Source organism: Nevskia soli DSM 19509 (assembly GCF_000711955.1).
In the GTDB taxonomy this organism is placed as follows: domain Bacteria; phylum Pseudomonadota; class Gammaproteobacteria; order Nevskiales; family Nevskiaceae; genus Nevskia; species Nevskia soli.
On the sequence record NZ_KL544000.1, the window covers coordinates 1 to 16,415 of the forward strand.

Genomic DNA, 16,415 nt, shown 5'->3' on the forward strand with positions numbered 1-16,415 from the left:
GCGCTGGAGGCGCCCACGTTCATCGGGATCACCTCACCCTGCTGCGTGCGCAGGTGCTCGATGGCGATGCGTACCGAGTCGATGGCCCGCGCCACCTCCACCTTCGAATCCACCAGTGGCTTGCCGCCCTCGCGCGCCGCCTCGATCGCCAGGTATTCGGCCCGCGCCTTCATCATGCTGGCGGTGCCCTCGAGGATCGAGATGCGCTTGGCCAGCGGCAGCCAGGCATCGCGGTTGCGGTAGAGCTTGTGCGCCGTCGCCAGCGCATGCTCGATGGTCGCGGCATCCGCTGTCGCCACCGTGGCGATGGGCTTGCGGTCGAACGGCGCCAGCACCGTCACATCCGGCGAAGCGCTCTTCGCACCCGGGACCTTCAAGGCATACCGTTCCGTGGCCATCGCGCGTCCTTGGTTCTGGAGGGGAGGCTTCCGACTCTAGTAGCCGCCGGCGCTGACCGCAACCCCGCGGCGATGACGGCGTCGGCGAAGACGGGCCAAGTGGCTGCCCGTCATCCGAATTTGATGGTGCGCAGCGGCGGGCACGGCCCGCCCTACGATTAAAGCGCGAGTACATAGTAGGGCGGGCCGTGCCCGCCGCTGCGCCCTAATCCAGATCAAGATCCGGCGACATATCGCACCAATCCGCCGTATAAATCCCTTGTTTCAGATAGCGGTGAAATGTCGAATACGGCCAATCAAGCGCCCGCTGCGCCAATTGGTGTTTGACCGGATTCCAGTGGACGTAGTCGAAGTGCCGCTGGAAATCGGTTTCGTCGCGAATCAGGTGTTCCCAGAAGCGGGGTTGCCAGACGGAGCGCCCGACTGTCTGGGTAGTAAGTCGCTTGATCGTGGCCCACCGCCTGGAAAAATCCGCGTCTCCCTGCGGTAACGTCCACAGGCAATGCAGGTGATCGGGAAGCAACACCCATGCATCGACGGTGAACGGCCATCGAGTGCGTGTAGCTTCGATTGCATCGCGCAGGGCATGACGAACTTCGTTGTTGACCAGAACGGGGGCGCGATTTTGCGTCGTCAGCGTGAAGAAATAAGTCGCCCCTTCGACGCGGGCTCGCACGTAATTCGGCATGCCCGATTGTAGGGCGGCCTGTGGCCGCCGTGCACGGCCTACGCGTGACGCGACGGTGGAATCAATCCACCCGGAGTCGCGGATGGATGGTGCGCATCGGCGGCCACAGGCCGCCCTACTATGTGGACGGCGCAAGGGGCGAGTTCATCGCTTTGATTTTTGTGTGTGCCCACAAAAAAGCCCGGCATCGCCGGGCTTCTTCTCAAACTCGATCCGGCTTACGCCGTCTCGAGCTGTTCCTCTTCGATCGCCTTGCGCAGCTTCTTCATCGCCGCCGATTCGATCTGGCGGATGCGCTCGGCGGAGACGCCGTATTCGTCGCCCAGCTCCTGCAAGCCGGCCTTGCTGCCGTCGCTGAGCCAGCGGCGCTGCAGGATGTCGCGCGAACGGTTGTCGAGCTTTTCCAGGGCGTCGTGCATGCGCGTCTCGCGGCGCTCGCTCCAGTCCTCGCGCTCCAGTTCGCTGCTCGGGTCATCCGACGCGGCCAGGTAGTCCTCCGGCATGTAGCTGGACTCCTCGCTGTCGTCCGGGGAAGCGTTGAAGGAGACGTCGGCACCGCCGAGGCGGGCTTCCATCTGCAACACTTCTTCCGGCTTGACCTTCAGTTCCTTGGCCAGGGCTTCCACTTCCGCCTGCGTCATCCAGCCCAGGTGGTTCTTGGACTTGCGCAGGTTGAAGAACAGCTTGCGCTGCGCCTTGGTGGTGGCGATCTTCACGATGCGCCAGTTCTTCAGGATGTACTCGTGGATCTCGGCCTTGACCCAGTGCACGGCAAAGGAGATCAGGCGCACGCCGACGTTCGGGTCGAAGCGCTTGACCGCCTTCATCAGGCCGATATTGCCTTCCTGGATCAGGTCCGACAGCTGCAGGCCGTAGCCCATGTAGCCGCGGGCGATATGCACCACGAAGCGCAGGTTGGAAAGCACCAGCTGCTGGGCGGCGCCGAGATCGTGTTCGTCGTGGAGGGCATGCGCCAGGCGCGTCTCTTCCTCCGGAGTCAGCAGCGGCACGCGGCTGACGCTCTGGATATAGGCGTCCAGGCTGCCGGACAGCGGCATCGGCAGGCTGGCAGGCCGTACAGCAAGGGCTGTGGTATTCATTTGTTTCATGACCCCCCTGATGTTATCAGGCTTCAACAGGTTTGGCACTCGGATGATTGGAGTGCTAAACACTTGAAAAGTTCAGCCTGAGGCAGCAAACGATGGGGGTGCTCCGGGGGCGTTCAAGGGCCTGGCCGCAAACTGCTGCGAAAGAGCCCGTAAGCCGCCCCGGAGGCCGCTTACAGCCGGCTCAGATGGCCGGTTCGATGTGGCGCAGGTGGCGGGAAACCGCCCAGAACGCCCCCAGCCAGCCCAGCCCCAGCCCGGCGGCGAAGACCCCGGCCGCCGCATTCAGGGACAGGCCCTGGAGCGTCGCCTGGCTATCGTACAGCCCCGCCAGCTGCCGTGCCGGCTGCACCAGGGACATCACCCCCGCCTGCACCAGCAGGCAGGCCAGGATGCCCCCGGTCAGCCCGTACCACAGGCCGGTATAGAGGAAGGGCCGGCGGATGTAGCTGTTGGGGGCGCCGATCAGCTTCATCACCTCGATTTCGTCGCGCCGGTTCTCGATGTCCAGGCGGATGGTGTTGCCCACCACGATCAGCACCGCCAGGGCCAGGGCGCCGGCGATCATCATCACCGCCCTCTGCACCAGGTCCAGGATGGCGTAGAGGCGCTGCAGCCACTTCTCGTCCAGCTTGGCCTGCGCCACCTCCGGCAGGGTGCCCAGGTCCTTCAGCAGGGCCTCGGTCCTGGCCTGCGGCTGCTTGGCGCTGGGGGTGACCACGATGGTCGCCGGCAGCGGGTTGTCCTTGAGGATGTCCAGCGCCTCGCCGAAGCCGGAGAAGGTGCGGAATTCCTCCAGCGCCTGCTCGCGCGAGATGTAGCGGGCGCTGCTCACCCCCGGCCGCCGGGTGATGTCGTGCGCCAGCTCGGCGCCGCGCTCGGCGCTGACGTCGTCGTTGAGGAACAGCGACGCGCGCAACGAGCCCTGCAGGCTGTCGCCGGCCTGGCCCAGATTGGCCACCAGGGTGTTCAGCCCGGCGGGCAGGGCCAGGGTGATGCCGATGACGAAGGCGGTGAGCAGGGTGCCGATCGGGCGCCGCGCCAGGGCCGACAGGGTGCCGCTGATGGCGCGCACATGGTCCTGCGTCATCTTCTCCAGCCACGAGGGCTGGTGGGCGACGCGCTTGGGGCCGGGCTTGGCGGGCTTAGCTGAAGTCATGTGTCTTATCCATGAGTTCCGCCTTGCGCCGTTCCTCCAGCGTGCCCTTCTCGATGTGAATTACCCGGTGCGGCAGCCGGCTGATCAGGCTGATGGCGTGGGTCGCCACCAGCACGCTGACGCCGACCTCGTTGAAGCGCATGAACAGCGCCATCACGTCCATCGCCAGCTGCGGGTCGAGGTTGCCGGTGGGTTCGTCGGCCAGCAGCAGCGGCGGCTTGGCCACCACCGCGCGGGCGATGCCGACGCGCTGCTGCTCGCCGCCGGAAAGGGTCAGCGGAAAGGCTTTTTCCTTCGGCAGCAGACCCACCGCGTCGAGCGCGGCGCGCACGCGGCGGCCGATGTCGTCGCCGCTGTGGCCGCGGATCAGCAGCGGTAGCGCCACGTTGTCGAACACCGTGCGCTCGTTGAGCAGGCTCGGGTTCTGGAAGATCACGCCGATCTGGCGGCGGAAGGCGGGGATCTGGCTGCGCTTGATGTCGGCGAGGTTCTTGCCCTCCACCACCACCTGTCCCGCGGTCGCCCGCGCCAGCAAGGCGGTCAGGCGCAGCAGGGTGCTCTTGCCGGCGCCGGAGGGGCCGGTCAGGAAGGCCATCTCGCCCTTGCCCAGGGTGAAGCTGACGTCCGAGATGATCTGCGGGCCGCCGTCGTAACGGTGGCTGACGCGATGGAAGTGGATGATGTCGGCCATTGACGCTTTTTTTGATCTGCGGTGCTGCGGACGATGACCCGGCATCCGGGCCGGCATGCGGCAAAGAATAGCAACCCGGCGGCAACTTCGTTAAGCGCTGCGGCCGGCCCGGCTCAGCCGATCAGCGCATCCACGTAAGCCTCGGCGTTGAACGGCTCCAGGTCGTCGATCGCCTCGCCCAGCCCGACGAAGCGGATCGGCAGCGCCAGGCGCCGCGCGATCGCCAGCAGCACGCCGCCCTTGGCGGTGCCGTCGAGCTTGGTGATGGTGATGCCGGTCAGGCCGATCGCCTCGTGGAACTGCACCGCCTGGTTCAGCGCATTCTGACCGGTCGTCGCGTCCACCACCAGCATCACCTCGTGCGGCGCGTAGGCGTCGTGCTTCTGCACCACGCGCTTGATCTTGCGCAGCTCGTCCATCAGATGACTTTGCGTGTGCAGGCGCCCGGCGGTGTCGGCGATGACCAGGTCGGCGCCGCGGCTCTTGGCCGACTGCACCGCGTCGTAGATCACCGAGGCCGAGTCGGCGCCGGCGCCCTGCGAGATCAGCGGCACCCCGGCGCGCACCGCCCAGGTGTTGAGCTGCTCCACCGCCGCCGCGCGGAAGGTGTCGCCGGCCGCCAGCAGCACGTGGCGGCCCTCGTTCTTGAAGCGCGCGGCGAGCTTGCCGATGGTGGTGGTCTTGCCGACGCCGTTGACCCCCGCCACGAACAGCACGTAGGGCTTGATGAAGGGCGGGATCACCAGGGGCTTGGCGATGGGCTGCAGGATCTCCAGCAGCGCCTTCTTCAGCGCCGCGCGCAGCTGCGCCTCGTTCTTGATGCGGCCGGCGCGCAGCTCGGCGCCAAGCCGTTCGGTCAGCCAGGTGGTGACCTCGATGCCGGCGTCGGCCAGCAGCAGGCGGTCGCCCAGCTCGTCGATGGCGTCTTCCTTGAGCACGTCGGCCGTGAACAGGCGGCCGAGGTCATAGGTCAGCCAGGAATCGCCGCGGTTGATGCCCTTGCGAAACTTGGCGATCAGGCTCGGGTTTTCACTCATTTGCCGGCCAGCTCCGCAAACGCCTCGCGGGCGGCGACGATGGTCGAAGCGATCTCGTTCGGGCCGTGCGCGGCGGAAACGAAGCCCGCCTCGTAGGCGGAAGGCGCCAGGTAGATGCCGCGGCTCAGCATGCCGTGGAAGAAGCGCTTGAACGCCTCGGCGTCGCAGGCCATGACTTCGGCGAAGCTGCGCACCGCCTGTGCCTTGGTGAAGAACAGCCCGAACATGCTGCCCACCTGCACCGTGGTGAAGGGCACGCCGGCGGACTGCGCCGCGTCGCGCAGGCCGTCGAGCAGGGTGCGGGTACTTTGTTCCAGGCGCGTGTACAGCGCCGCGTCGTCGAGCTGGTGCAGCAGGGCCAGCCCCGCCGCCATCGCCAGCGGATTGCCGGACAGCGTGCCGGCCTGGTACACCGGCCCCACCGGGGCCAGCTTCTGCATGATGTCGCGGCGGCCGCCGAAAGCGCCCACCGGCAGGCCGGCGCCGATGATCTTGCCCAGCGTCACCAGGTCCGGCGTGATGCCGTAGAGGCCGGCGCTGCCGCGCGGGTGCACGCGGAAGCCGGTCATCACCTCGTCGAAAATCAGCAGCGCGCCGCTGGCGGTGCAGATGCGCCGCAGGCCTTCGAGGAAGCCGGGTGCGGGCGGCACGCAGTTCATGTTGCCGGCAACCGGCTCGACGATGATGCAGGCGATGCGGTCCGGGTAGGCCTGGAACAGGCGCTCCACCGAGTCCAGGTCGTTGTAGTGCGCGGTCAGGGTCAGCTTGGCGAACTCGGGCGGCACGCCGGGCGAGGTCGGCACGCCGAAGGTCAGCGCGCCGGAGCCGGCTTTCACCAGCAGGGCGTCGCCGTGGCCGTGATAGCAGCCCTCGAACTTGAGGATGCAGTCGCGGCCGGTGAAACCGCGCGCCAGGCGCAGCGCCGACATGGTGGCCTCGGTGCCGGAGTTGCACATGCGCACCTGCTCCAGCCCCGGCACCCGCGCGCACAGCAGCTCCGCCATCTCGATTTCCAGCTCGGTCGGCGCGCCGTAGCTGACGCCGATCTGCGCCTGCGCCAGGATGGCGTCGCGCACCCGCGGGTTCTGGTGGCCGAGGATCATCGGCCCCCAGGAACCGACGTAATCGATATAGCGCTTGCCGTCGGCGTCCTGCAGCCAGGCGCCGTCCGCCGCCGTGATGAAGCGCGGCGCGCCGCCGACCGCACGGAACGCGCGCACCGGTGAATTGACCCCGCCCGGGATGCTGCGCTGGGCGCGGTTGAAGAGTTCTTCGGAACGATCCATGAAAAGCGTTTCCACATGTAGGCCGGGATGTGTGCAACGAACCCCGGCGATGACCTCGATAGCGCCTGCCGGGATTCGCTGCGCTCATCCCGGCCTGCTTGGAGCTTATCCGCGGACAAGCGTTCAATGCATCAGTTTACGAACAGCAGCGCGTAGCTGCACCAGCATCGCTCCGGCCTGGAAGAAGTCATGCGCTGCGTCCGGGGACACGTCCTGGAATGCGCCGGCCCTGTCCGACACGGATAGCCCGCTGCAAGGCCTGCTGGGTCCACTTCTGCGCCTGCAGCAGCGCCGCCTCCACCGGCAGGCCGCGCGCCAGCAGTACCGCGATGGCGGAGGCCAGGGTGCAGCCGGCGCCGTGGAAGGTTTCCGGCAGGCGCGGCCAGGTGTAGCGGCGCGGCGGCTGCCCCGGCGCGTACCAGGTGTTGACCACCTTGGCGCCCGGCTCGTCGCCGCCGGTGATCAGCACATGGCCGCAGCCGGCTGCGAGCAGGCTGGCGCCGCAGTCGTCGAGCGTGGCGCTGCCCGGGCACAGGCGGCGCGCCTCGGCGGCGTTGGGCGTCAGCACTGTGACGGCGGCGAACAGTTCGCGCCGCAGGGTCTGCGCCGCGGCCTCGTTGTGCAGCAGGGTGCCGCCGCCGGCGCGCAGCACCGGGTCGCACACCACCGGCACCGGGCAGCGCCGCAGCGCCGCCAGAATCACCGGCAATTGTTCCGCCCCGCCGAGCAGGCCCAGTTTGAACGCCTGCGGCGGGCTGTCGCGCAGCAGCAGGTCCAGTTGCTGCTCCAGCAGCGCCGGGTCGGTCGCCACCACCCGCGCGACGTTGCTGGTGTCCTGGGCCGTCAGTGCGGTGACCACGCCCAGCGCATGGCCCCCAAGGGCGGCAATGCTTTCGATATCGGCTTGGAGGCCGGCGCCGCCGCTGGGATCGAGACCGGACAGGCAGAGGACGAGGGGAGGGGAGGGCATGGCGCAGTTTATCGAAAGGGCGTTTTCCGATCCTCCCCAGCGGCACGATCCGTGCGAAAAAAATCGGGCTGACCTATTGCTTTGCGCATTTACTTATGCACATTGCAGTGCAACAAAGGGCTGGAAGGCCCGTCACTACGACATATTTCTGTAAGAATGCAGCAGAAAGTTGGCAACTTATTGATTTTATTGACTAGTACCGGATGACCATAAAATGCCCGCACCTGTAAAAACCCGCATCACAGCGTGCGATTCGGCATTTGCACAGGGGCTTGTCAACAGTGTTATCCACAGTATTTGTGCGTGAATGGCGGTTTGCCATTTACACCAATAAGTTACGGCGCTTATTTAAAGTAAATCCTTGAATTGGCTTGAATCCGGCGCGGCGCTCCGGGCCTTGTTTTTTCAGCCGCAAAAAGCATTTGGAGCGACCGGCGCCGGCCAGCTATTCACAGGCTCCGCGCCGGCCAATCCCTGTCGTGGAAACGGCACTGGCCGTCGTTGAGGTAAAGGTCGGATTCGTTGGCGCAAACTCAGCTGCGAACCATGCCCGCCGGCACCGTCGATATCGGTGCCGTTCTGTCGTTGCCGGCACTGCCGGCGCAGGAAGTGGTGTTGTAAAGCGCGTTGCGCACCCTGGCCGCCGCCTTCAAGAATCTGTCGCAGGGCTGGGGAGCCCGGCCCTCGCCTCTAGCGCAGGTCTGCCAGGTAGTCCGATCCCAGCAGGCGCATCTGTCCCTCGATATCGTCGGCGCGTTCCTGCACGTAGGCGGAAGGCCGGCCGGCGTGCATCTTCTCCGGATTGGGTAGGACGGCTGCCAGCACGGCCGCCTCGTGCGCGTCCAACCGCGCCGCCGGCTTGCCGAAGTAGCGCTGCGCGGCTTCCTCCACTCCGTACACGTCCGGCCCGAACTGGGCGAGGTTGAGATAGACCTCGAGGATGCGCCGCTTCGGCCACAGCGCTTCCAGCAGCACCGTGAAGTACGCCTCCATGCCCTTGCGGAAGTAGCTGCGGCCGGACCAGAGGAACAGGTTCTTGGCGGTCTGCTGGCTGATGGTGCTGGCGCCGCGGAGGCGGCGGTGCTTCTCGTTGTGCTCCAGCGCCTTGTCGATGGCGTCGAAATCGAAGCCGTGGTGGTCGGGGAATTTCTGGTCCTCCGAGGCCACCACCGCCAGTCGCGCGGGCGGGGCGATATGCGACCAGCTGACCCACTCCTGGTGCACCGGCCGGATATCCGCTTCCAACATGAAGGCGCTGGTCGGCGGCGGCACCCAGCGGAACAGCAACACCAGCAGCACGCTGAAGGCGAACAGGCCCAGCACCACCAGCAGCAGGCGTTTCAGGATATATCCGATCACGTCGGCGGACCGTTTTCTTCCGGCGGCAGCTCGTACACAGGCAGCGTCAGGTTCCAGGCGATGGAGGCGAAGCGCAGGCCGGCAATCACCCCCATGCCGAGCAGGGAGGCGATTTCACGCGAAACCCCCAGGCTGCTGGTGACGACGTAGAGGCTGACGCCGGCGATCGCCGCCGTGGCGTAGATGTTGCCCTTGCGCAGGATCATCGGGATCTCGTTGCACAACACGTCGCGCAGCACGCCGCCGAAGACGCTGGTGATGGTGCCCATCACCACCATGATCACGCCGGGGAAATGCGCGTTCTCCGCCACCTGGGCGCCGCTGATGCCGAAGAAGGCCAGGCCCAGCGCGTCGGCGACCTGCAACGTCTGCGTCGGCGTGCGGAAGTGGCGGGTATACGGCACCGTCAGCAGGGCGGTGGCGACGATCACCAGCAGGTAGGTGGGGTTGCCGATCCAGAACACCGGCTGGCGGTTGAGCAGCACGTCGCGCACCGTGCCGCCGCCGATCGAGGTGACCAGGGCGATCACCACCACGCCGAGCAGGTCGAAGCTCTTGCGCCCGGCCGCGATGGCGCCGCTCACCGCGAACACGGCGACGCCAGCGTAGTCGAGGGTTTGCAGGATCGTCATGGCGGCGCGAGCATGCCCGCGGGCGCGGGAAAAATCAAAAGGTGCGCGAGAATGACGGGGTGAGGGTGTTTCGCATTTTCCGAACGGCGCCGTAGGCGCCGCCCGGCTTCAACCCTCTGCTACACCGGTACCGGCAGCGCCAGATTCTTCCACAGCCGCAAGGTCGGCTCGGCCTGGTTGATGGTGTAGAAATGCAGCCCGGGCGCGCCGCCCTTGAGCAGGGTTTCGCACAACCGCGTCACCACGTCCAGGCCGAAGTCGAGCAGGGCCGGCTTGTCGTCCTGCAACTCTTCCAGGCGCAGCCGGATCCAGCGCGGCAGGTCGGCGCCGCAGCTGGTGCAGAAGCGCACGATGTTCTGGAAGCCGGTGATCGGCATCACCCCGGCGATGACCGGGATGGTGAGCTTGGCCTTGGCGCAGCGCTCGATGAAATCGAAGTAGCTGTCGGCGTTGTAGAACAGCTGCGTGATCGCCGCGTCGGCGCCGGCTTCCACCTTGCGGCGGAAATGCTCGAAGTCGACGATGGGGCCGCTGCCTTGCGGGTGCATCTCCGGGTAGGCGGCCACCTCGATCTCGAAGGCATCGCCATGGGTTTCGCGGATGAAGCCGACCAGCTCGTTGGCGTAGTGGAACTCGCCCGGCGCGGACGGGCTCATCGCCGTGGCCGGCAGGTCGCCGCGCAGCGCCACGATGCGCTTCACCCCGGCATCGCGGTAACGCTGCAGCAGTGCCGCGATGTTGGCGCGGGTGGAGCCGACGCAGGTCAGGTGCGGCGCCGCTTCCACGCCGGTGTGTTCCACCACCTTGACCACGGTGTCGTAGGTGCCGTCCTGAGTGGAACCGCCGGCGCCGTGCGTCACCGAAAAATATTTCGGCTTGACCGCGGCCAGTTGTGCCACGATCGCCGGTAACTTGGCCACGCCCTCGGGAGTGCGCGGCGGAAACAATTCGAAGGAAAAGCTCTGTGTCTGAGCCATGTAAAGAGCTCCTCAGATGAAAGGGGCCGCTTGCGCGGCCCCTGTTGTCGCTCGCTTAGTAGCGGTAGTGCTCGGGCTTGTACGGGCCATCGGCTGAGATGCCGAGGTAGGCGGCCTGGGCTTCGGTCAGACGCGTCAGCTTGACCCCGATCTTCTCCAGGTGCAGGCGCGCCACTTCCTCGTCGAGGTGCTTGGGCAGGCGGTATACCTTCTTCTCGTAGCTGTCCTTGTGCGCCCACAGGTCCAGCTGCGCCAGGGTCTGGTTGGCGAAGGAGTTGGACATGACGAAGCTCGGATGGCCATGGGCGCAGCCCAGGTTGACCAAGCGGCCTTCGGCCAGCAGGTACAGGCAGTTGCCCTTGGGGAAGGTGTACTTGTCCACCTGCGGCTTGATGTTGAGGTGCTTGGCGGCCTTGACCAGCCGGTCGACCTGGATCTCGTTGTCGAAGTGGCCGATGTTGCAGACGATGGCCTGGTCCTTCATCTGCTCCATGTGCTCGAGCGTGATGACGTCGCGGTTGCCGGTGGTGGTGACGTAGATGTCGCCGCGGCCCAGGGTTTCCTCGATGGTGGTGACTTCGAAACCTTCCATCGCCGCCTGCAGGGCGTTGATCGGGTCGATTTCGGTGACGATGACGCGCGCGCCGAAGCCGCGCAGCGAGTGCGCCGAGCCCTTGCCCACGTCGCCGTAGCCGCACACCACCGCCACCTTGCCCGCCACCATCACGTCGGTGGCGCGCTTGATGCCGTCGGCCAGCGACTCGCGGCAGCCGTAGAGGTTGTCGAACTTGGACTTGGTGACGGAGTCGTTGACGTTGATCGCCGGCACCAGCAGCTTGCCCGCTTCCAGCATCTGGTACAGGCGGTGCACGCCCGTGGTGGTCTCTTCGGACACGCCGCGCCATTCGGCGACCAGCTTGTGCCAAAAGCCCGGGCGTTCCTTGGCCACGCGCTTGAGCAGGTTCTTGATCACCTGCTCCTCGTGGTTGGAGGAGTCGGAGTCGACCCACTTGTCGCCGTCTTCCAGCTCGTAGCCCTTGTGGATCAGCAGCGTCACGTCGCCGCCGTCGTCGACCACCAGCTGCGGGCCCTTGCCGTCCGGGTGGACCACGGCGTCCAGGGTGCAGTCCCAGTACTCTTCCAGGGTCTCGCCCTTCCAGGCGAACACCGGCACGCCGGTGGCGGCGATGGCCGAGGCGGCCTCGTCCTGGGTCGAGAAGATGTTGCAGGAGGCCCAGCGCACCGAGGCGCCGAGGTCGACCAGGGTCTCGATCAGCACGGCGGTCTGCGTCGTCATGTGCAGCGAGCCGGTGATGCGCACGCCCTTCAGGGGCTTGCCGGCTGCGTATTTCTTGCGGATCGACATCAGGCCGGGCATTTCGGCTTCGGCGATATCGATCTGCTTGCGGCCGGCATCGGCCAGGGCGATGTCGCGGACCTTGTAGTCGGCGTTTGCGGGAGTTTTGATCACGGCGCTCATGAGTGTTCTCTCTCGAAGTCTTGGGGCGCGGTTCCGTTCAGGAAGTCCACCAGCCGAGCCTGGTCCGCGCGGATGCAATCCTGGCGGCTCGCAGCGCCCCTCGGCGGGGATCAGAGGGATGCAGTATATCCGCTTATGCGGATAAAAGGATAGACGGGGCTTTTTTGCCCGGTACTGTCGAAAATCAGGCGGGCCGCTCGACGTCCTTATGCAGCCCCGATGCGACCCCGGCCCCCGCCGGATTCGCCTCAATAAAACCAATGGAGATCCTGACATGAGCCTCAACGTTGTCCGCTTGCACCGCGTGCTTGGCACCACGCCTGAAAAAATCTACCGCGCCTTCCTCGATGCGGACGCCATGGCCCGCTGGCTGCCCCCGGACGGGTTCACCGCCAAGGTTCACCATATGGATGCGAAGGTCGGCGGCGGCTACCGCATGTCGTTCACCAACTTCAGCACCGGCCACGGCCATTCCTTCGGCGGCACCTACCTCAAACTGGTGCCCCACGAGCGCATCCGCTACACCGCGCAGTTCGACGATCCGAACCTGCCCAGCGAGATGCAGACGACGGTGAGCCTGAAGCCGGTGTTCTGCGGCTGCGAACTTCACATCGTGCAGGAGGGCATCCCCTCGGTCATTTCTGTCGAGGCCTGCTACCTCGGCTGGCAGCAATCGCTGGCCCACTTGGCGAGGCTGGTCGAGCCGGAGATTCCGGACTGAGCCGGCGTGCCCGAGCCCTTGCCCGAAAAGCGAAAAGGCCGCCCGGAGGCGGCCTTTTCGGATACGGCTGGAAGCTTACTTGATCGACTTGGCGTCGGCCTTCAGCGCCTCGGCCTTGTCGGTCTTTTCCCAGGAGAAGGCGGTGAACTTCTCGCCGTTCGGCAGGGTGACGTCGTAGGGCTTGCGGCCGAAGTGGCCGTAGGAGGCGGTGACCTGGTACATCGGGTGGATCAGGTCGAGCATCTTGACGATGCCGTAGGGGCGCAGGTCGAAATGCTTGCGCACCAGCTTCTCCATCTTCTCGTCGGGGATGATGCCGGTGCCGAAGGTGGTGACGAAGATCGAGGTCGGCTCGGCCACGCCGATGGCGTAGCTGATCTGCACTTCGCAGCGCGAGGCCAGGCCGGCGGCGACGATGTTCTTGGCCACGTAGCGCGCGGCGTAGGCGGCCGAACGGTCGACCTTGGACGGGTCCTTGCCGGAGAAGGCGCCGCCGCCGTGGCGGGCCCAGCCGCCGTAGCTGTCGACGATGATCTTGCGGCCGGTCAGGCCGCAGTCGCCCACCGGGCCGCCGATGATGAACTGGCCGGTCGGGTTGATGTGGAACTTGGTGGCCTTGGTGATCCACTTCGCCGGAATCACCGGCTTGATCACTTCCTCCATCACGCCTTCCTTCAGCGTCTTGTACTTCACGTCCGGCGAGTGCTGGGTGGAGAGCACCACCGCATCGACGCCGACGGCGACGCCGTCGCGGTAGCGCAGGGACACCTGCGACTTCGCGTCCGGGCGCAGCCAGGGCAGCTTGCTGTTCTTGGCCTTGCGCACCTTGGCCTGCTGCTCGACCAGGCGGTGCGAGTAGTAGATCGGTGCCGGCATCAGCTCGCGGGTTTCGTCGCAGGCGTAGCCGAACATCAGGCCCTGGTCGCCGGCGCCCTGTTCCTCGGGGCTCTTGCGGTCCACGCCCTGATTGATGTCGGGCGACTGCTTGCCGATGATGTTGAGGATGCCGCAGGTGGCGCCGTCGAAGCCGACATCGGAAGAGTCGTAGCCGATGTCGATGATGACCTTGCGCACCAGCTGCTCGAGGTCGACCCAGGCGCTGGTGGTGACTTCACCGGCGACGATGGCGACACCGGTCTTCACCAGCGTTTCGCAGGCGACGCGCGCGCGCTTGTCCTGGGCGATGATCGCGTCCAGCACCGCATCGGAAATCTGGTCAGCGACCTTGTCCGGATGGCCTTCGGACACGGATTCGGACGTGAAAAGATACTCGCTCAAGTTGCAATCCTCATCATCTGTTTATACGGATAGGCGGATATTGTAGATCAAACGGCACCGGGGTGCATCCGCCAGAAACGCTCCCGCACCGCGGCGGCCGGCGACGGCCCCCCGCTACAATGCGCCATACGATATTGCAGGTTCATGTACGGCGGAACGGCCGTTGATTCGCCAGGGGTTCGCCAAACCTCTCCGCGCCGGCCCGCATCCAATATCCATCCACGCCAGGGAACGAAACATGCGCCGCACGCCAGCCATTGCCCTGCTTTGCCTCGGTGCCGTGGCGGGGCCCGCCGTGGCCGCCCCGCTGTCCTGCGATTCCCTGCTGCCGCACCCCAAGACACACGACGAACAGTCGGTGCGCGATGTCGAACACGCCTGGCTGGTGGCGGAGATGGGCGGCGACACCAAGACGCTGGGATGCCTGCTCGACGACGACTACACCAACCTCAGCTTCGACGGGAAAACCTACACCAAGGCCGACATCCTGAAGCACGCCGCGGCGCACAAGGGCAAGAACCTGCCGTTGCCGGTGGTGGAACTGACGGTGCTGGTGCATGGCCGCAGTGCCATCGCCTACGCGGTGCAGCAGAAGCATGACCAGGATGGCAAGCCGCTGACCGTGTACTTCGCGGACTCGCTCGAATTCCGCAACGGGACCTGGCATCCGTACTTTTCCGTGGACTCGGTCGCGGCGCCGGGTGTGCAGGTGAAGGACTAGCTTCCGGCGGGTAGGGGCAGGCGGGGCCACCGCGTCTGAGCAGTGGTCCCGACCAAAGAATCCGCCATGCCCGTGAATTCCCGTTTCGCCGTCCTGCCGCGCGCTTCGGCCGCCGGCCTGCTGCTGGCCTGCGCCGCCCTGGCCCCGGCACAGGCGGACAGCCAGCCGCCGTTCAAGCTGGAAGAGGCCAGCGTGGCGCAGATCGACGCCGCCCTCGCTTCGGGCAGGCTGACCTCGGTGAAGCTGGTGCAGATGTACCTCGACCGCATCGCCGCCTACAACGAGCAGGGCCCCAAGCTGCACTCGGTGCTGACCATCAACCCGGCGGCGCTCAAGCTGGCGGCGCAGCTCGACCAGGAGCGCGCGGCGCATGGCCCGCGCGGTCCCCTGCATGGCATCCCCGTGCTGCTCAAGGACAACGTCGATACCGACGACATGCCGACCAGCAACGGCTCGGCCATCCTGAAGAACTCCATTCCCTCGACCGACGCCTTCCTGGCCCAGCGCCTGCGCGATGCCGGCGCCATCATCCTGGCCAAGACGGCGATGGGCGAGTTCGCCGGCGGCAGCTACAACTCGGTGGGCGGGCAGACCATCAATCCCTACAACCTCAAGCGCCATACCGGCGGCTCCAGCAGCGGCTCGGCCGCCAGCACCGCCGCCAACTTCGCCGTGCTGGCGATCGGCACCGACACCAGCACCTCGGTGCGCGGTCCTTCCTCCTACAACGGCATCGTCGGCCTGCGCCCGACCACCGGCCTGATCAGCCGCGCCGGCATTGCGCCGAAGAATCTCAACTTCGACAGCGCCGGCCCGATGGCGCGCAGCGTGGCCGACGTGGCCCTGATGCTCGGCACCGTCGCCGGGCCGGACCCGGCGGATCCGCTGAGCCAGAAGGTGTGGAGCGAAGAGAGCAAGCGTTACAAGCCGCATGGCAGCCGCATCGACTACACCCGCTTCCTCGATGCGCACGCCCTCAAGGGCAAGAAGATCGGCGTGGTGCGCACCTTCTTCGGCGGCGACCCGGAGATCGACGCCCTGGCCGAGGCGGCCCTGGTCAAGATGCGTGAGCAGGGCGCGACGACAGTGGACATCGAGCTCGATCCCGCCTTCGTCGAGGCCTACCTGGGCGAGGGCAACCGCAAGATCCGCAAGGTGTCCGACTACCGCTTCAAGGCGGACTGGGAAACCTACCTTGCCAGCCTCGGGCCGGAGGTGCCGAAGAGCGTGGCGGATTTCATTCACCTCTATGAGACGCAGGTGAACAAGTCGCCGCTGCCGGTGGAAGACAGTGTGATGCGCCTGCTCAAGGACTCCACCACCACCTCCACCGACGATCCCGCGTATCAGGATCTCGTCACCAGGGTGCTGCCCAAGGCCACCGCCGACAAGCTGGCGATCTTCGCCAAGTACCATGTCGATGCGCTGGTGTTTCCCTACTTCAGCAGCTTCGCGCCGCCGATCAGCAACCCGGTGTACAGCGTCGAGGATCCGACTTTCGTGAAGTCCACGCGTCCGGAGCCGGCGACCCTGGCCGGTTATGGCTCCGTGGGCTTTCCCTGCCTGGTGGTGCCGATGGGGTTCGGAACTCAAGGTTTGCCGATGGATATTGCGTTTTTCGGCAAGCCTTATGAGGAAGGGAAGCTGATCGGGATGGGGTATGCGTACGAGCAGGCTTCGAAGATGCGCAGGGCGCCGCCGTTGTTGCCGGCGTTGGCGTCGGAGGCTCAATAACACGCTGATTGGAGTGAGGGGTGCTTTTCCTCTGCGCCGCACCACCCTCCGTTCGCCCCGAGTGAATCGCGCAGCGATTTGTATCGAGGGGCTAAGCGCACCACCTGCTTCCAGCTTTGCTGTCATTCTGAGCGTAGCGAAGGATCTGGCCTCGCAGATCTTAAACTTCACTGCATGC

General features: G+C 66.0%; 16 protein-coding genes and 1 riboswitch. Of the genes, 3 read left to right on the plus strand and 13 right to left on the minus strand.

Going from position 1 to position 16,415, the window contains the following annotated elements:
* From BP26_RS0125490 to ahcY, 12 genes are all read right to left on the minus strand, one after another.
* Positions 1–398, minus strand: a 398-nt coding sequence (locus BP26_RS0125490) for an aldehyde dehydrogenase family protein (protein ID WP_029923373.1), incomplete at its 3' end; no start/stop codon positions are given.
* Between the two features lie 205 nt (positions 399–603).
* A complete protein-coding gene (locus BP26_RS0125495) occupies positions 604–1,086 on the minus strand; it encodes an REP-associated tyrosine transposase (RefSeq protein WP_029923374.1) in 483 nt (160 codons plus the stop codon).
* 218 nt (positions 1,087–1,304) lie between these two features.
* Positions 1,305–2,186: an RNA polymerase sigma factor RpoH gene (gene rpoH, locus BP26_RS0125500; protein WP_029923375.1), complete on the minus strand. Its 882-nt coding sequence runs from the start codon at positions 2,184–2,186 to the stop codon at positions 1,305–1,307.
* Positions 2,187–2,376: 190 nt separating this feature from the next.
* A complete protein-coding gene (ftsX, locus tag BP26_RS0125505; RefSeq protein ID WP_084183457.1) occupies positions 2,377–3,351 on the minus strand; it encodes a permease-like cell division protein FtsX in 975 nt (324 codons plus the stop codon).
* The gene (ftsE, locus tag BP26_RS0125510; RefSeq protein WP_051749571.1) at positions 3,338–4,033 is read right to left on the minus strand and encodes a cell division ATP-binding protein FtsE; all 696 of its coding nucleotides are present in this window, start codon (positions 4,031–4,033) and stop codon (positions 3,338–3,340) included. The genes ftsX and ftsE overlap by 14 nt, the downstream gene beginning before the upstream one ends.
* 122 nt (positions 4,034–4,155) lie before the next feature.
* Positions 4,156–5,079 carry a signal recognition particle-docking protein FtsY gene (ftsY, locus tag BP26_RS0125515; protein WP_029923378.1) on the minus strand — a complete coding sequence of 308 codons (924 nt, stop codon included), beginning with the start codon at positions 5,077–5,079 and terminating at the stop codon, positions 4,156–4,158.
* A complete protein-coding gene (gene hemL / locus BP26_RS0125520; RefSeq protein ID WP_029923379.1) occupies positions 5,076–6,365 on the minus strand; it encodes a glutamate-1-semialdehyde 2,1-aminomutase in 1,290 nt (429 codons plus the stop codon). Before hemL ends, ftsY begins: the two co-directional genes overlap by 4 nt.
* 187 nt (positions 6,366–6,552) lie before the next feature.
* Entirely contained in the window at positions 6,553–7,335 is a 783-nt protein-coding gene (thiD, locus tag BP26_RS0125525) for a bifunctional hydroxymethylpyrimidine kinase/phosphomethylpyrimidine kinase (RefSeq protein ID WP_029923380.1), read from the minus strand.
* Between the two features lie 690 nt (positions 7,336–8,025).
* Positions 8,026–8,694 (minus strand): monofunctional biosynthetic peptidoglycan transglycosylase, encoded by a 669-nt coding sequence (gene mtgA, locus BP26_RS0125535; protein WP_029923381.1) that lies wholly within the window; start codon positions 8,692–8,694, stop codon positions 8,026–8,028.
* Positions 8,691–9,326 (minus strand): trimeric intracellular cation channel family protein, encoded by a 636-nt coding sequence (locus BP26_RS0125540; RefSeq protein ID WP_029923382.1) that lies wholly within the window; start codon positions 9,324–9,326, stop codon positions 8,691–8,693. Before BP26_RS0125540 ends, mtgA begins: the two co-directional genes overlap by 4 nt.
* Positions 9,327–9,445: 119 nt before the next feature.
* A complete protein-coding gene (metF, locus tag BP26_RS0125545) occupies positions 9,446–10,303 on the minus strand; it encodes a methylenetetrahydrofolate reductase [NAD(P)H] (protein ID WP_029923383.1) in 858 nt (285 codons plus the stop codon).
* A gap of 55 nt (positions 10,304–10,358) precedes the next feature.
* Positions 10,359–11,783 (minus strand): adenosylhomocysteinase, encoded by a 1,425-nt coding sequence (gene ahcY / locus BP26_RS0125550; protein WP_029923384.1) that lies wholly within the window; start codon positions 11,781–11,783, stop codon positions 10,359–10,361.
* 16 nt (positions 11,784–11,799) lie between these two features.
* Positions 11,800–11,891: riboswitch (S-adenosyl-L-homocysteine riboswitch) on the minus strand.
* A 166-nt stretch (positions 11,892–12,057) separates the two neighbouring features.
* Between ahcY and BP26_RS0125555 the strand changes: the two genes are divergently transcribed.
* The gene (locus BP26_RS0125555; protein ID WP_029923385.1) at positions 12,058–12,504 is read left to right on the plus strand and encodes an SRPBCC family protein; all 447 of its coding nucleotides are present in this window, start codon (positions 12,058–12,060) and stop codon (positions 12,502–12,504) included.
* A gap of 75 nt (positions 12,505–12,579) precedes the next feature.
* On the opposite strand, the gene metK is transcribed toward BP26_RS0125555, so the two are convergent.
* Positions 12,580–13,782 (minus strand): methionine adenosyltransferase, encoded by a 1,203-nt coding sequence (metK, locus tag BP26_RS0125560; RefSeq protein WP_029923386.1) that lies wholly within the window; start codon positions 13,780–13,782, stop codon positions 12,580–12,582.
* Positions 13,783–14,020: 238 nt separating this feature from the next.
* Here metK and BP26_RS0125565 point away from each other — a divergent pair, with 238 nt between their 5' ends.
* Positions 14,021–14,503: a nuclear transport factor 2 family protein gene (locus BP26_RS0125565; protein WP_029923387.1), complete on the plus strand. Its 483-nt coding sequence runs from the start codon at positions 14,021–14,023 to the stop codon at positions 14,501–14,503.
* A 66-nt stretch (positions 14,504–14,569) separates the two neighbouring features.
* Positions 14,570–16,237 carry an amidase family protein gene (locus BP26_RS0125570; protein WP_051749517.1) on the plus strand — a complete coding sequence of 556 codons (1,668 nt, stop codon included), beginning with the start codon at positions 14,570–14,572 and terminating at the stop codon, positions 16,235–16,237.
* The last annotated feature ends 178 nt before the right edge of the window (positions 16,238–16,415 follow it).

Coding starts and splice junctions, on each gene's coding strand:
- ftsX (WP_084183457.1), bottom strand. CDS start 3,351: ATGACTTCAGCTAAGCCCGCCAAGCCCGGCCCCAAGCGCGTCGCCCAC.
- BP26_RS0125565 (WP_029923387.1), top strand. CDS start 14,021: ATGCGCCGCACGCCAGCCATTGCCCTGCTTTGCCTCGGTGCCGTGGCG.
- thiD (WP_029923380.1), bottom strand. CDS start 7,335: ATGCCCTCCCCTCCCCTCGTCCTCTGCCTGTCCGGTCTCGATCCCAGC.
- hemL (WP_029923379.1), bottom strand. CDS start 6,365: ATGGATCGTTCCGAAGAACTCTTCAACCGCGCCCAGCGCAGCATCCCG.
- BP26_RS0125540 (WP_029923382.1), bottom strand. CDS start 9,326: ATGACGATCCTGCAAACCCTCGACTACGCTGGCGTCGCCGTGTTCGCG.
- BP26_RS0125570 (WP_051749517.1), top strand. CDS start 14,570: ATGCCCGTGAATTCCCGTTTCGCCGTCCTGCCGCGCGCTTCGGCCGCC.
- ftsY (WP_029923378.1), bottom strand. CDS start 5,079: ATGAGTGAAAACCCGAGCCTGATCGCCAAGTTTCGCAAGGGCATCAAC.
- BP26_RS0125555 (WP_029923385.1), top strand. CDS start 12,058: ATGAGCCTCAACGTTGTCCGCTTGCACCGCGTGCTTGGCACCACGCCT.
- BP26_RS0125495 (WP_029923374.1), bottom strand. CDS start 1,086: ATGCCGAATTACGTGCGAGCCCGCGTCGAAGGGGCGACTTATTTCTTC.
- rpoH (WP_029923375.1), bottom strand. CDS start 2,186: ATGAATACCACAGCCCTTGCTGTACGGCCTGCCAGCCTGCCGATGCCG.
- metF (WP_029923383.1), bottom strand. CDS start 10,303: ATGGCTCAGACACAGAGCTTTTCCTTCGAATTGTTTCCGCCGCGCACT.
- ahcY (WP_029923384.1), bottom strand. CDS start 11,783: ATGAGCGCCGTGATCAAAACTCCCGCAAACGCCGACTACAAGGTCCGC.